12 protein-coding genes are annotated in these 13,575 nt (G+C 67.8%); 8 read left to right on the plus strand and 4 right to left on the minus strand.

Annotated features, from left to right (window positions below; translation table 11 throughout):
* Positions 1–17: 17 nt before the first annotated feature.
* Both J3367_RS03895 and J3367_RS03900 read right to left on the minus strand, forming a co-directional pair.
* Positions 18–932, minus strand: a complete 915-nt coding sequence (locus J3367_RS03895) for a pseudouridine-5'-phosphate glycosidase (protein WP_024348611.1) — start codon at positions 930–932, stop codon at positions 18–20.
* Positions 929–1,876: a PfkB family carbohydrate kinase gene (locus tag J3367_RS03900; RefSeq protein ID WP_024348610.1), complete on the minus strand. Its 948-nt coding sequence runs from the start codon at positions 1,874–1,876 to the stop codon at positions 929–931. Before J3367_RS03900 ends, J3367_RS03895 begins: the two co-directional genes overlap by 4 nt.
* A 179-nt stretch (positions 1,877–2,055) precedes the next feature.
* Here J3367_RS03900 and recA point away from each other — a divergent pair, with 179 nt between their 5' ends.
* Positions 2,056–3,129 carry a recombinase RecA gene (recA, locus tag J3367_RS03905; RefSeq protein ID WP_009209020.1) on the plus strand — a complete coding sequence of 358 codons (1,074 nt, stop codon included), beginning with the start codon at positions 2,056–2,058 and terminating at the stop codon, positions 3,127–3,129.
* 177 nt (positions 3,130–3,306) lie between these two features.
* Positions 3,307–5,979, plus strand: a complete 2,673-nt coding sequence (gene alaS / locus J3367_RS03910) for an alanine--tRNA ligase (protein ID WP_024348609.1) — start codon at positions 3,307–3,309, stop codon at positions 5,977–5,979.
* Positions 5,980–6,208: 229 nt separating this feature from the next.
* On the opposite strand, the gene J3367_RS03915 is transcribed toward alaS, so the two are convergent.
* Complete coding sequence (locus J3367_RS03915; protein WP_024348608.1) at positions 6,209–7,420, minus strand: NADP-dependent isocitrate dehydrogenase; 1,212 nt, start codon at positions 7,418–7,420, stop codon at positions 6,209–6,211.
* A 185-nt stretch (positions 7,421–7,605) separates the two neighbouring features.
* Here J3367_RS03915 and J3367_RS03920 point away from each other — a divergent pair, with 185 nt between their 5' ends.
* The 3 genes from J3367_RS03920 (at position 7,606) to murI (ending at position 10,847) form a co-directional block, all read left to right on the plus strand.
* Positions 7,606–9,087, plus strand: a complete 1,482-nt coding sequence (locus J3367_RS03920) for a carboxylesterase/lipase family protein (RefSeq protein ID WP_024348607.1) — start codon at positions 7,606–7,608, stop codon at positions 9,085–9,087.
* 90 nt (positions 9,088–9,177) lie between these two features.
* The gene (locus J3367_RS03925) at positions 9,178–10,044 is read left to right on the plus strand and encodes an RNA methyltransferase (RefSeq protein ID WP_024348606.1); all 867 of its coding nucleotides are present in this window, start codon (positions 9,178–9,180) and stop codon (positions 10,042–10,044) included.
* Positions 10,041–10,847 (plus strand): glutamate racemase, encoded by an 807-nt coding sequence (murI, locus tag J3367_RS03930; protein ID WP_024348605.1) that lies wholly within the window; start codon positions 10,041–10,043, stop codon positions 10,845–10,847. The genes J3367_RS03925 and murI overlap by 4 nt, the downstream gene beginning before the upstream one ends.
* Here murI and J3367_RS03935 read toward each other — a convergent pair.
* Positions 10,844–11,398: a DUF2799 domain-containing protein gene (locus J3367_RS03935; RefSeq protein WP_029702478.1), complete on the minus strand. Its 555-nt coding sequence runs from the start codon at positions 11,396–11,398 to the stop codon at positions 10,844–10,846. The two genes, murI and J3367_RS03935, sit on opposite strands and share 4 nt — an antisense overlap.
* A 163-nt stretch (positions 11,399–11,561) precedes the next feature.
* On the opposite strand from J3367_RS03935, the gene J3367_RS03940 reads away from it, so the two are divergent.
* The 3 genes from J3367_RS03940 (at position 11,562) to ttcA (ending at position 13,554) form a co-directional block, all read left to right on the plus strand.
* The gene (locus J3367_RS03940; RefSeq protein WP_035694391.1) at positions 11,562–11,720 is read left to right on the plus strand and encodes a YqaE/Pmp3 family membrane protein; all 159 of its coding nucleotides are present in this window, start codon (positions 11,562–11,564) and stop codon (positions 11,718–11,720) included.
* A gap of 216 nt (positions 11,721–11,936) precedes the next feature.
* Entirely contained in the window at positions 11,937–12,554 is a 618-nt protein-coding gene (gene rpsD, locus J3367_RS03945) for a 30S ribosomal protein S4 (protein ID WP_024348603.1), read from the plus strand.
* 100 nt (positions 12,555–12,654) lie between these two features.
* Positions 12,655–13,554 (plus strand): tRNA 2-thiocytidine(32) synthetase TtcA, encoded by a 900-nt coding sequence (ttcA, locus tag J3367_RS03950; RefSeq protein WP_024348602.1) that lies wholly within the window; start codon positions 12,655–12,657, stop codon positions 13,552–13,554.
* The last annotated feature ends 21 nt before the right edge of the window (positions 13,555–13,575 follow it).

Raw genomic sequence — 13,575 nt, forward strand, 5'->3', positions numbered from 1 at the left:
CCGGCCGTCCCGGCGGCTCAGCCCTGCCGGGCGACCGCGATGCGGGCCGCAAGCCGGGCATTCGCCTCGACCAGCGCGATATTGGCCTCCAGCGAGCGACCGCCGCTGAGGGTGAAGATGCGGGCGAGGAGGAAAGGCGTGACGGCCTTGCCGGTGATCCCTTCCGCCTCGGCATCGGCGAGCGCCTGGGCGATCCAGCCGTCGACCTCGTCGCGATCGATCGCCGCGGCTGCGTCGAGCGGGTTGGTCACCAGCATGCCACCATCGATGCCGAGACTGTCGCGGGCAGCCTGGAAGCCGGCGATTTCGGCGGCGCTGTCGAGGCGCAGCGGCACCGGCAGGCCGGAGCTGCGCGACCAGAAGGCCGGCAGATCGTCGGTGCCGTAGCCGACCACCGGAACGCCTTTGGTTTCCAGCACTTCCAGCGTCTTTTGCAGATCGAGAATCGCCTTGGCGCCGGCGCAGACGACGATGACCGGCGTGCGCGCCAGCTCTTCGAGATCGGCGGAGATGTCGAAGCTGGTCTCGGCGCCGCGATGGACGCCGCCGATGCCGCCCGTGGCGAAGACGCCGATGCCGGCGAGCGCACTGGCGATCATCGTCGCGGCCACCGTGGTCGCGCCCGTGCGGCCGGTGGCCAGGGCATAGGCGAGGTCGGCGCGCGACACCTTCAGAACGTCCCTCGCAGTCGCCAGTGCCGTGAGCTCGGCGGGCTCGAGCCCGATCCGCAGGCGTCCGTCGAGGACGGCGATGGTCGCCGGGACGGCCCCTTCCTCGCGGACGATCGCCTCGACCCGCTCGGCCATGGCGAGATTGCGCGGATAGGGCATGCCATGGGTAATGATGGTCGATTCCAGCGCGACGATCGGCGCGTTCGAAGCAAGCGCGGCGGCGACATTGGCAGAGGCCGTATAGGGCAGGGCGGTGGTCAAGACGCAGGCTCCGGTGCGCGGGGGTCATGCAGCGCGGCGACGCCCTCGGCGATCCTCCGCGACAATGCGTCCGGGGATAACGGATCGGACGAAATCCGCAACGAGGCGGCGACGATGCCGGCGCGCACGGCGTCGAGCCAGGGCGTGCCGGCGCACAAAGCCGCAAAGGCGGTGCCGGCCAGATTGTCGCCGGCGCCGGTGATATCTTTCGGAACGACCGTGGGCGGCTGCTGCAGCAAAACGGTCTCGCCGTCGATGATCATCACCTCGCGCGGGCCATCGGTCACCACGGCGCGGTGGACGCCGAGCTCGCCCAGCAACTCGGCGATCAGCTGCGGGCTGGTGCCGGTGGTCGCCTCGACCAGGCTGGCGGCCTCGGCATAGGAGAGGAACAGCGCCGAGATATTGGCGAGCGAATCCTGCAGGCGGCCGATCTTGGCCGGCGAGACGCCGATCGCGCCGACCGGCTTGCCCGCCGCCTCCCGGGTGATCGTCGCGATCGCGCCGGACGGCAGATTGGCGTCGACGAGGACGCCGTCGGCCTTGCCGATCGCCGCGCGCACGGCGCTCTTGGTGAACAACCGCGGCACCAGGAGGTCGTAGAGCGCCATGTCGGCGACGCCGGCGACGAGTTCGCCCTTGTCGTCGAGAACGGCGGTGTAGGTGGGGGTCATGCGGTCGAGCCAGGTGACCGACAGGTCGGTGACGCCGAGGGCGCGGATCGCGTCGGTGACGCGGCGCCCGTCCGGATCGCCGCCGCGGGCGCTGTGCAGGCTGATCGTCGCACCGGCCTGGACCATGGCCTGAACCGCGTTGAACGCCGCGCCGCCGGGACAATCCACCAGCCGTCCGGGATTGGAGGCGTGCGGGATGAAGGGCGCGTCCGAGATCGCGCGCCGGTCGATATGGGCCGCACCGGCGACATAGATCAGGGGGGCGGTCATGGGCGGGCTCTTCATCAAAACTTCAGAAATTTATCGCCGGGAAGCGATTCGCGGCAGCGCGCGAAAACGGAACAAACGGGGATCGCAGGCTTGCGGAACGGGAACAAAAAGAGTACATGGTGATGGTGCGGCTCGTCATTGCACCCCCGTCCAACGCGTGGAATAAGGTCTCGTCTCTCATGGCACAGAATTCACTCAGGCTTGTCGAGGATAATTCGTTGGACAAGAACAAGGCGCTCGACGCCGCCCTGTCGCAGATCGAGAGAGCCTTCGGCAAGGGCTCTATCATGCGGCTCGGCGAGAACGAAAAGATCGTCGAGATCGAGACTGTTTCCACCGGTTCGCTGGGTCTCGACATCGCGCTCGGCATTGGCGGTCTGCCCAAGGGACGTGTCGTCGAGGTCTACGGCCCGGAAAGCTCGGGCAAGACGACGCTGGCACTGCACACCATTGCCGAAGCCCAGAAGAAGGGCGGCGTCTGCGCCTTCGTGGATGCCGAGCACGCGCTCGACCCGGTCTATGCCCGCAAGCTGGGCGTCGATCTGGAGAACCTCCTGATCTCGCAGCCGGACACCGGCGAGCAGGCGCTGGAGATCACCGACACGCTGGTGCGCTCGGGCGCGATCGACGTGCTGGTGGTCGATTCGGTCGCCGCGCTGACGCCGCGCGCCGAGATCGAGGGCGAGATGGGCGATTCGCTGCCCGGCATGCAGGCCCGGCTGATGAGCCAGGCGCTGCGCAAGCTCACCGGTTCGATCTCGCGCTCCAAGTGCATGGTCATCTTCATCAACCAGATCCGCATGAAGATCGGCGTCATGTTCGGTTCGCCCGAGACAACGACGGGCGGCAACGCGCTGAAGTTCTACGCCTCGGTCCGTCTCGACATCCGCCGCATCGGCGCGATCAAGGACCGCGACGAGGTCACCGGCAACCAGACCAAGGTCAAGGTGGTCAAGAACAAGCTGGCGCCGCCGTTCAAGCAGGTCGAGTTCGACATCATGTATGGCGAGGGCGTCTCCAAGACCGGCGAACTGGTCGATCTGGGCGTGAAGTCCGGCATCGTCGAGAAGTCGGGCGCATGGTTCTCCTACAACAGCCAGCGGCTGGGGCAGGGACGCGAGAACGCCAAGTCGTTCCTACGCGACAATCCGGCCGTCGCCGACGAGATCGAGACACTGATCCGCCAGAATGCCGGGCTTCTCGCCGAGCAGCTTCTGGACGATACCGGCCCGGGCGACGATTCCGACGCCTGATCGGCGACGGCAGCACGACATGAGCGACGGCCTGCCCATCCGGGTGGGCCGTTTCGCGTTGGGGGGTCTGATGGACAGGCGGAGCGGGCCTCTGTACAACGCGCCTTTGCCCGAGGCTGACGGCGTGCGCGCCGCGGCGACGGGCTCTTCCCCGCAGGTATTCCGAAGGTCGCATTCATGAGTGGCGTCAACGAAATCCGGTCCGCGTTCCTCGACTATTTCGCGAAGAACGATCACGAGCGGGTGGCCTCGTCGCCGCTCGTGCCGCGCAACGACCCGACATTGATGTTCACCAATGCGGGCATGGTGCAGTTCAAGAACGTCTTCACCGGCGTCGAGACGCGGCCCTATCAGCGCGCCGCGACCTCGCAGAAATGCGTGCGCGCCGGCGGCAAGCACAACGATCTCGACAATGTCGGCTACACCGCGCGGCACCACACCTTCTTCGAGATGCTGGGTAATTTCTCCTTCGGCGACTATTTCAAGGACCGGGCGATCGAGCTCGCATGGAACCTGATCACCAAGGAATTCGCGCTGCCGGCCGACCGGCTGCTGGTCACGGTCTATTCCGAGGACGAGGAAGCGGCGGCGTTGTGGCGCAAGATCGCCGGCCTGTCCGACGACCGCATCATCCGCATCTCGACCTCCGACAATTTCTGGGCGATGGGCGAGACCGGCCCGTGCGGCCCGTGCTCGGAGATCTTCTTCGACCATGGCGAGGGCATCCCCGGTGGCCCTCCGGGCAGCCCGGACGAGGATGGCGACCGCTTCATCGAGATCTGGAATCTCGTCTTCATGCAGTTCGAGCAGCTCAGCGCCGACAATCGCGTCGAGCTGCCGCGCCCGTCGATCGACACCGGGATGGGGCTGGAGCGCATCGCGGCGATCCTGCAGGGCGTCCACGACAATTACGACATCGACCTGTTCAAGGCGCTGATCGCCAGCGTCGAGGCGACCATCGGCTCGCGCGCCGAGGGTGACAGCGTCGCCAGCCACCGGGTCATCGCAGACCACCTGCGCTCGACCGCCTTCCTGATCGCCGACGGCGTCCTGCCCTCGAACGAGGGCCGCGGCTATGTCCTGCGCCGGATCATGCGGCGGGCCATGCGCCACGCCAAGATGCTCGGGGCACGCGAGCCGGTGCTCTACAAGATGCTGCCGACGCTGGTCGCCGAGATGGGCCGCGCCTATCCCGAGCTGGTGCGGGCCGAGGCGCTGATCTCCGAGACGCTGAAGCTGGAGGAGCGGCGCTTCCTGCAGACGCTCGACCGCGGCCTGTCGCTGCTGACCGACGCGACCGAAGGCATGGATGCCGGCGCCAAGCTGTCCGGCGAGACCGCCTTCAAGCTCTACGACACCTACGGCTTCCCGCTGGATCTGACCCAGGACGCGCTGCGCCAGCGCGGCATCGAGGTCGATCTCGACGCCTTCAATACCGCCATGGAGCGGCAGAAGGCCGAGGCGCGCAAGAGCTGGACCGGCTCCGGTGAAGCCGCGTCCGAGACGATCTGGTTCCCGATCCGCGAGCGCGTCGGCGCGACGGAGTTCCTCGGCTACGACACCGAGCGGGCCGAGGGCTCGGTCATGGCAGTGGTGCGCAACGGCGCCGAGGTGCCGGCAGCGGGTGCCGGGGACGAGGTGGCCATCATCCTGAACCAGACGCCGTTCTACGGCGAATCGGGCGGCCAGCTCGGCGACACCGGCATCATGCGCGGCGACGGCGTGGAGATCGTCATCGCCGACACGCAGAAATTCGCCGACGGGCTGTTCGTCCATCGCGGCAAGGTGAAGTCGGGCACGGTGAAGCCGGGCATGCCGCTGGACCTGATCGTCGATCATGGCCGGCGCACCAAGATCCGCGCCAACCATTCGGCGACGCATCTGCTGCATGAGGGCCTGCGCGAGATCCTCGGCAGTCACGTCGCGCAGAAGGGCTCGATGGTCGCGCCGGAGCGGCTGCGCTTCGACTTCTCGCATCCCAAGCCCATCGAGGCCGCCGAGCTCGCCGAGGTCGAGCGGCTGGCCAACGGCATCGTCCTGCAGAACGCCCCGGTGGAGACTCGGCTGATGGCGGTGGATGACGCCATTGCATCGGGCGCCATGGCGCTGTTCGGCGAGAAATACGGCGACGAGGTGCGGGTCGTGTCCATGGGCACGGGCGAGGAAGGCGAGAAGGCCGGCAAGACCTTCTCCATCGAACTGTGCGGCGGCACCCATGTGAATGCCACCGGCGACATCGGCCTCGTCCATATCCTGGGCGAGAGCGCGGTCGGGGCCGGCGTGCGCCGGGTCGAGGCGCTGACCGGCCAGGCGGCGCGGGATCATCTCCTCGCGCAGGATGCCCGCGTCCGGCAGATGGCGTCGATCCTCAAGGTCTCGCCGGCCGATGCGCCGGCGCGCCTGGAAGCGGTGGTCGAAGAGCGGCGCCGGCTCGAGCGCGAACTGGCGGAAGCCCGCAAGCGGCTGGCGCTGGCCGGCGACGGGGCGAGCGGCGAGGGTGGTTCGGCGTCGAAGGTCGTGGCCGGGGTCGGTTTCGTGGGCCGTGTGCTCAACGGCGTTGCCGGCAAGGATCTGAAGGGCCTGGTGGACGAGGCCAAGACGCAGCTGGGCTCGGGCGTCGTCGCCTTTGTCAGCGTCGATGCCGGCAAGGCCAGCGTCGTCGTCGGCGTGACGGCGGACCTGACCGACCGTTTCGACGCGGTGGCGCTGGTGCGCGAGGCGAGCGTCGCGATCGGCGGCAAGGGCGGCGGTGGCCGGCCCGACATGGCGCAGGCCGGCGGTCCCGATGCCGACAAGGCCGACGCGGCCATCGCTGCCGTCGAAGCGGCGATCGAGGCCGCGGCGGGCTGAGGCCGACCGCACATGGCTATCGAGGATCAAGGGGCGCCGCGGGCGCCCCTTTTGCGTTCGTGCCAGTTTGCCCGTGCCGGTCTGCGTCTGTCTGGGGACCGTGAGCGGCTCCGCGTTCGTGCCAGCGCGCCCCGACTGACCCTGCGAGCGGCGTCGCCTCCCGTCTCCCCATACGAAAACGCCCGGCGGTGAGGCCGGGCGTTTCGTCATTCAGCTGTCGGGCTGGCGATCAGGCCATGGCCTTCTGCAGGTTCTCGTCGACCTTGTCGAGGAAGCCGGTGGTCGACAGCCACGGCTGGTCCGGACCGATCAGCAGCGCCAGGTCCTTGGTCATGTGGCCGCTCTCCACGGTCGACACGCAGACCTTCTCCAGCGTCGAGGCGAACTCGGCGAGGGCGGCGTTGTCGTCGAGCTTGGCGCGGTGGGCGAGGCCGCGGGTCCAGGCGAAGATCGAGGCGATCGAGTTGGTCGAGGTCTGCTCGCCGCGCTCATGCTGGCGGTAGTGGCGGGTGACGGTGCCGTGGGCGGCTTCCGCTTCCACGGTCTTGCCGTCCGGCGTCATCAGCACCGAGGTCATCAGGCCGAGCGAGCCGAAGCCCTGGGCCACGGTGTCGGACTGCACGTCGCCGTCGTAGTTCTTGCAGGCCCAGACATAGCCGCCCGACCATTTCAGGTTGGAGGCCACCATGTCGTCGATCAGGCGGTGCTCGTAGGTGATCTTGGCGGCCTTGAACTTGTCCTCGAACTCGGCCTCGTACACCTCCTGGAAGATGTCCTTGAAGCGGCCGTCATAGACCTTGAGGATGGTGTTCTTGGTCGACAGATAGACCGGGTAGCCGCGCTGCAGGCCATAGTTCAGCGAGGCGCGGGCGAAGTCGCGGATCGACTCGTCGAGATTGTACATGGCCATGGCGATGCCGGCGGCCGGGGCGTCGAACACCTCGTGCTCGATGGTCTCGCCGTCTTCGCCGACGAACTTGATCGACAGCTTGCCCTTGCCGGGGAACTTGAAGTCGGTGGCGCGGTACTGGTCGCCATAGGCATGGCGGCCGACGATCACCGGCTGGGTCCAGCCGGGCACCAGGCGCGGCACGTTCTTGGCGATGATCGGCTCGCGGAAGATGACGCCGCCGAGGATGTTGCGGATCGTGCCGTTGGGCGAACGCCACATCTTCTTCAGGCCGAATTCGGCGACGCGGTCCTCGTCCGGGGTGATCGTCGCACATTTGACGCCGACGCCGTGCTTCTTGATGGCGTTGGCCGCATCCACCGTCACCTGGTCGTCGGTGGCGTCGCGGTTCTCCATGCCGAGGTCGTAATATTCAAGGTCGATGTCGAGATAGGGATGGATCAGCTTGTCCTTGATGAACTGCCAGATGATCCGGGTCATCTCGTCGCCATCGAGTTCCACGACCGGATTGTCGACCTTGATCTTCGCCATCTCTGTCTTCCCCCTGAAGCAATGAAAACGCGGCCCTGAGCGGCCGCATGGATGCAGGACGCGGTGCCACGCCCGAAACTCACGGCGCCCTATAACACCCGTATCGGTGGACGCAAAGCATGGGCCGCGCCGCTCGCCGCCGGTGGGCCGGTGCGGCCCGCCACCAACCGCACAGGAGTTCGCGCATGACAGCATCGGTGGTGGCGGAGGCGCCCTGCGGCCGGGTTCGGGGCAACCGCATCGGCGGCATCACGTGCTTTCTGGGCATTCCCTATGCCGCGCCGCCGGTCGGACGCCTGCGCTTTGCCGCGCCTCGCGCCCCCGCGCCGTTCCGGGGGACCTTCGACGCAGATGCCTACGGGCCGGCAGCGCCCCAGCGCCGTGCCCTGGCCGAACCCTTCGCCACTTTTGCCGGGCTGAAGCGGACTTTCAGCGAGGACTGCCTCAACCTGCATGTCTGGACGCCGGACACGCGCGGGTCGCGGCCGGTCCTCGTCTTCATCCATGGCGGCGGCTTCATCATCGGCTCGGGATCGCAATATCCGGGCGCCGATCTCGCCCGCCGCGGCGACGCGGTGGTGGTGACGCTGAACTACCGGCTCGGCGTCTTCGGCTTCAACGGCTTTGCCGAACTGTTTCCCGGCGACGCGCGCTTTGCCGCCAATGCCGGGCTGCTCGACCAGCGGCTGGCGCTCGCCTGGGTGCGCGACAACATCGCGGCCTTCGGCGGCGACCCGGAACGGGTGACGATCGCCGGCGAATCCGCCGGGGCGGCCTCCGTCGCCTTCCACATGGCGGCGCCGGGATCGCATGGGCTGTTCTCGCGGGCGATCATGCAGTCGGGCGGGCTCAATTTGTTCTATCCGCGCGCCCAGGCGATGGAGATCGGCGAGCGCACCCTGGCGGTCCTCGGTGCAGAGGCCGATCGCGAGCGTCTGTTCCGGCTGGCGCCGCGAGCCTTCGGTCTCGCCGCGCGCAAGGTCACGGCGGAATTCCCCGGCATCCCCTCGCGGCCGCATTTCGACTGCGGTGAACTGCCGGACGGCCCGCTGCCCGCGCTCTACCGCGCCATGAAGCCGGTGCCGCTCCTGATCGGCACCAATCGCGACGAGTTCTCCTTCTTCAGCGAGCTGCCGATCTTCAAGATCGACAGCGACAAGCCGTCCCTGACCCGGTGGGTGGCCGAGACGGCGGGGGAGGCGGCGGCCGAGAGGATCGCCGCGCTCTATCCCGCGGGTAGGGCCGGGCGCATCGCCTTCGGCACGGATCTCCTCTTCCGCATGGCGGCGATCCACATGGCCGACAGCCAGTCGCAGCGCGCGCTCACCTACATGTACCGGCTGGACTGGGAGGCGAAGGGGCTGCTGTCGCGGCTCGGGGCGACCCATTCGGTCGATCTGCCGCTGCTGTTCGAGGATTTTCTGAAGCCGTTCCGCAGCGTCTATCTCGGCGTGCTGCCGGATCCCGCGCGCCAGCAACTGGCGATACGGATGCGCGATCGCTGGATGGCCTTCGTCAATGGCGGCCCCCCGGGCGACGACTGGCCGGCCTACCGGAGCGAGACCCGCGAGACGCTAGTCCTGTCGGCCCGCCGCGACCGTGTCGAGGCCGATCCCGATCCGCTGCGCCGCATCGCCTGGGAGGGGGTGGACGGCGCGACGCCGTGAGGAACCGCGCGGCTGGGGATGCTCTTGCGCCCCGCTTGGCGTGGCGGGCGTGGCGCGGTATCAGCGAGCCGAACAGAGGATGTCGCCAGCGTGCCCGAGAACCAGTCGCCCAACAAGAAGCCCGAGGCCGGGCCTGCCATCGTGCTCGTGGAGCCCCAGCTCGGTGAGAATATCGGCATGGTGGCGCGGGCGATGGCCAATTTCGGCCTGTCCGACCTGCGCCTCGTGAGCCCGCGCGACGGCTGGCCGAACGAGCGGGCGGTGGCGGCAGCCTCGCGTGCCGACCACGTGATCGAGGCGGCCCGGCTGTATGACAGCGTCGAGGCGGCGGTGGCCGACCTCACCTTCGTCTATGCGACGACGGCGCGGGCCCGCGACAGCTTCAAGCCGGTGCGCGAGCCCGAGACGGCGGCCGCCAATCTGCGGGCGCGGATTGGCGGCGGCCAGCCGGCGGGCATCCTGTTCGGACGCGAGCGCTTCGGCCTGTCCAACGAGGAAGTGGGCCTTGCCGACGAGATCGTGACGTTCCCGGTCGATCCGGATTTCGCCTCGCTGAACATCGCCCAGGCCGTGCTCCTGATGAGCTATGCCTGGCGCATGGCCGGCTCGGCGGATGTCACCAAGCCGCGCTTCTCGGCGCCCGAGGTGCCGCCGGCGCGCAAGGAGGACCTGCACCGGCTGCTGGAGCATCTGGAGACCTCGCTCGACCGCAACGGCTATTTCTACCCCGAGCACAAGCGCGAGGCGCTGGCCCAGAAGCTGCGCACCATGCTGACCAAGGCCGGCTTCTCCGAGCCGGAGGTGCGCACCATGCGCGGCGTCATCCGCTCCTTCGACTATGTCATTGCCAAGGGGGGCCTCGCGCCGGCGGACAAGGCCGAGGGCGGCCATGCCGGGGACGATGCGCCGGAGGGGGCCGACCCGGCGCCGGACGGGACCGGAAAGCCGGCCCTGTGAACGCGCCGATCCTCGTCTTCGATTCGGGCATTGGCGGGCTGACCGTGCTGCGCGAATTGCGGACGGCGATGCCCGACCGGCGCTTCATCTATGTGGCCGACGATGCGGGCTTTCCCTATGGCGACTGGGAGGAGGAGCCGCTGGTCGCGCGCATTCTCGACCTCTTCGCCGAGCTCATCGACATCTACGAACCGAGCCTTGCGGTCATCGCCTGCAACACCGCCTCGACGCTGGTGCTGCCGCAATTGCGCGCCCGTTTCGCCATTCCCTTCGTCGGCACGGTGCCGGCTATCAAGCCGGCCACCGAGCGCACCCGGTCGGGCCTCGTCAGCGTCCTGGCGACGCCCGGCACGGTCCGCCGCGTCTATACGCGCGATCTCGTGGAGGCCTTTGCCACCCATTGCGAGGTGCGGCTGGTGGGATCGCCGGAGCTGGCGCGGCTGGCCGAACGCTCGCTCCTCGACAGCGAGGCAAGCGGCGGCCAGGAGCTCGACGACGCGATGGCGGCGGAGATCGCCCCGTGCTTCGTCGAGGCCGGCGGCCAGCGGACCGACATCGTCGTTCTCGCCTGCACCCATTATCCGCTGATCGCCAATCATTTTCGCAGGCTGGCGCCATGGCCGGTGGACTGGCTCGACCCGGCCGAGGCGATCGCCCGGCGGGCGCGCTCGCTGTGCAGGCCGGGCTCGGGCGAACTCCCCGAAGGTTTCGACCGCGCGCATTTCACCGGCGGCACACCCGGCTACCAGATGCGCCGGCTGGTGCGCGGCTTCGGTCTCGAAGTGGCGGACGGCGCCGCCTAGCCGGCTGCCCGCTCGGCAAAGCGAGCCAGCAGCAGATCCTCTTGGGCCCGGCGCAGATCGTCCTCGGCGTCCCACAGATCGTCGCGCAGCCGCCGCAGCTCGCGCCGCTTGCCGCGCTCCGCTTTCTCGTCGTCCAGCGTGTCGATCTCGTCACGCAGGCGGTCGATGCGCCCTTGCAGGTCGTTGACCCGCCGGTCGGCGTCATAGACGCGCTTGTGGGCGCGGTAGGGTTCCTCGAAGCCGGCCTTCAGGTCGAGCGGGCAGGAATTCTGGTAGCTGCCGCCCCGCGCGCCGATCCGGGCGCCGTTTTCCGGCGTGCAGAAACTGACGATGCCGGCGTCCCAGCCGCTGCGCCAGGCGGACAGGTCGGGTTCGATCCCGTGCTTGCTGCAGGCGGCCTGGTGCTGCGCAACGAAATTGACCGGCCGGCCATTGGCCCCGTCCGATTCGCCAAGAGTGCGCCAGTCGCTGGTGACGCACTCCTCTTCCGACAATGTGGCGCAGGCACTGAGCAGCACCCCTGCGCCCAGCACCAGCGGCAACACCCTCATCCGTCGCCCCATCCCGTCCCCCTTCCGTATCGGCAGGTTGCAACGGGTGGCATCGCCGGGCGCAAAGATCAAGCTGCGCTATCCCTTCAAGACGGCCTGCGGGGAACGAGCCGGGACAAGCGGCGTTGCAGAGACCGACACCCGTACAAGAGGACCAGACCCCATGGACATCATCCGCATCATTCTCGCGATCATCCTGCCGCCGGTCGGCGTGTTCATGCAGGTCGGCTTCGGCAAGCACTTCTGGATCAACATCATCCTGACGCTGTTCGGCTACATCCCCGGCATCATCCATGCGATCTGGGTGATCGCCAAATACTGATCCGGCGGGCGGCCCGGTTGACAGTTTCCGGCCGCCCCCGTATGGAACAGCCCAGCCGGTTGGACCCGTTCCAGCCGGTTTTTGACGTGTCCCGTGGACGGCATCGCCTCGTGCCAATGTCGTCCTGTCAGTCCGCAACAGCGGGCAGAGGAGGGCGCGTTTCCTCAGAAGGTCCTCGGATTGTCCGCGGGGCCTCGTTTTGTTGAAGGAAATGCGATGAGCAAGCGCGCATCAGCGAAGTACAAAATCGATCGCCGCATGGGCGAGAACATCTGGGGTCGTCCGAAGTCCCCGGTGAACCGGCGCCAGTACGGCCCGGGTCAGCATGGCCAGCGCCGCAAGGGCAAGGTTTCCGACTTCGGCGTGCAGCTGCGCGCCAAGCAGAAGCTCAAGGGCTATTACGGCGACGTCTCCGAGAAGCAGTTCCGCAAGATCTACGAAGAGGCCGCGCGCCGTAAGGGCGACACCTCGGAGAACCTGATCGGTCTGCTCGAGAGCCGCCTCGACGCCGTCGTGTATCGTGCGAAATTCGTGCCGACGATCTTCGCGGCCCGTCAGTTCGTCAATCACGGCCATGTCAACGTCAACGGCGTGCGCACGAACATCCAGTCCTACGTCTGCAAGCCGGGCGATGTGATCGAGGTTCGTCAGAAGTCCAAGCAGCTGACGATCATCCTCGAGGCCGTGCAGCTCGCCGAGCGCGACGTGCCGGAATACATCGAGGTCGATCACCAGAAGATGGTCGCGACCTACCAGCGCGTTCCGGGCCTGCACGACGTGCCGTACCCTGTGCAGATGGAACCGAACCTCGTGGTCGAGTTCTATTCGCGCTGATTTCTCGGTGCATGCGAGTTCTGCGAAAGGCCGTCCTCTGGGCGGCCTTTTGTTTTGGGCGGTCTGCGGCTAGACGAAGCCCGTGACGACGGAGGCGGGGATGCTCGATCTGGAGACCGCGCGCGCGGCAAGCGCGCAGGACGACGACGCGGCGGCGCCGGCTGCCGAGGATGGCGCCGGCTCGGCGCATCCGCTGTTTCGCGACTGTCCGTCGTCGGTGACCTTCAAGAAGCTGCGCAAGCGGCTTTTGCGCGAGATGCGCGAGACCATCGAGGCGCATGCCATGGCCCGGCCGGGCGCGCGCTGGCTGGTCGGCCTGTCCGGCGGCAAGGATTCCTACGCCCTGCTGGCGCTTTTGTCGGACCTGAAATATCGCGGCCTGTTGCCGGTCGATCTTCTCGCCTGCAATCTCGACCAGGGACAGCCGAACTTCCCCAAGCACGTGCTGCCGGATTTCCTGACCCGCTACGACATTCCTCACCGGATCGAATATCGCGACACCTATTCCGTCGTCACCGAGAAGGTGCCGTCGAACGCCACCTATTGCGCGCTGTGCTCGCGCCTGCGGCGGGGCAATCTCTACCGCATCGCCCGCGAGGAGGGCTGCGAGGCGCTGGTGCTCGGCCACCATGCCGACGACTGCCTCGAGACCTTCTTCATGAACCTCTTCCATGGCGGGCGGCTGTCGGCAATGCCGGCCAAGCTCATCAATGACGAGGGCGACCTGATGGTGTTGCGGCCGCTGATCCGGTCGGTGGAGGAGGACATCGCCAGGTTCTCGGCGGCGATGGCGTTCCCGATCATTCCCTGCGATCTCTGCGGCAGCCAGGACGGGCTGCAGCGCAACGTGACCAAGCAGATGATCGCCGATCTCGAGCGCCGCTTCCCGGGCCGCAAGCAGGTGATGCTGCGGGCCCTGGCCAATGTGCGGCCCGGCCATCTCCTCGATCCGTCGCTGTTCGACTTCGCCGGACTGGCGCCCGCTTCCCCCACGACCTGACCCTCAGCCGAAGGCCTTCCG

Source organism: Aurantimonas sp. NFXS3 (assembly GCF_049132005.1).
Lineage (GTDB): Bacteria > Pseudomonadota > Alphaproteobacteria > Rhizobiales > Rhizobiaceae > Aurantimonas > Aurantimonas coralicida.

Coding starts and splice junctions, on each gene's coding strand:
- J3367_RS03900 (WP_024348610.1), bottom strand. CDS start 1,876: ATGACCGCCCCCCTGATCTATGTCGCCGGTGCGGCCCATATCGACCGG.
- recA (WP_009209020.1), top strand. CDS start 2,056: ATGGCACAGAATTCACTCAGGCTTGTCGAGGATAATTCGTTGGACAAG.
- alaS (WP_024348609.1), top strand. CDS start 3,307: ATGAGTGGCGTCAACGAAATCCGGTCCGCGTTCCTCGACTATTTCGCG.
- J3367_RS03915 (WP_024348608.1), bottom strand. CDS start 7,420: ATGGCGAAGATCAAGGTCGACAATCCGGTCGTGGAACTCGATGGCGAC.
- J3367_RS03920 (WP_024348607.1), top strand. CDS start 7,606: ATGACAGCATCGGTGGTGGCGGAGGCGCCCTGCGGCCGGGTTCGGGGC.
- J3367_RS03935 (WP_029702478.1), bottom strand. CDS start 11,398: ATGAGGGTGTTGCCGCTGGTGCTGGGCGCAGGGGTGCTGCTCAGTGCC.
- J3367_RS03940 (WP_035694391.1), top strand. CDS start 11,562: ATGGACATCATCCGCATCATTCTCGCGATCATCCTGCCGCCGGTCGGC.
- rpsD (WP_024348603.1), top strand. CDS start 11,937: ATGAGCAAGCGCGCATCAGCGAAGTACAAAATCGATCGCCGCATGGGC.
- ttcA (WP_024348602.1), top strand. CDS start 12,655: ATGCTCGATCTGGAGACCGCGCGCGCGGCAAGCGCGCAGGACGACGAC.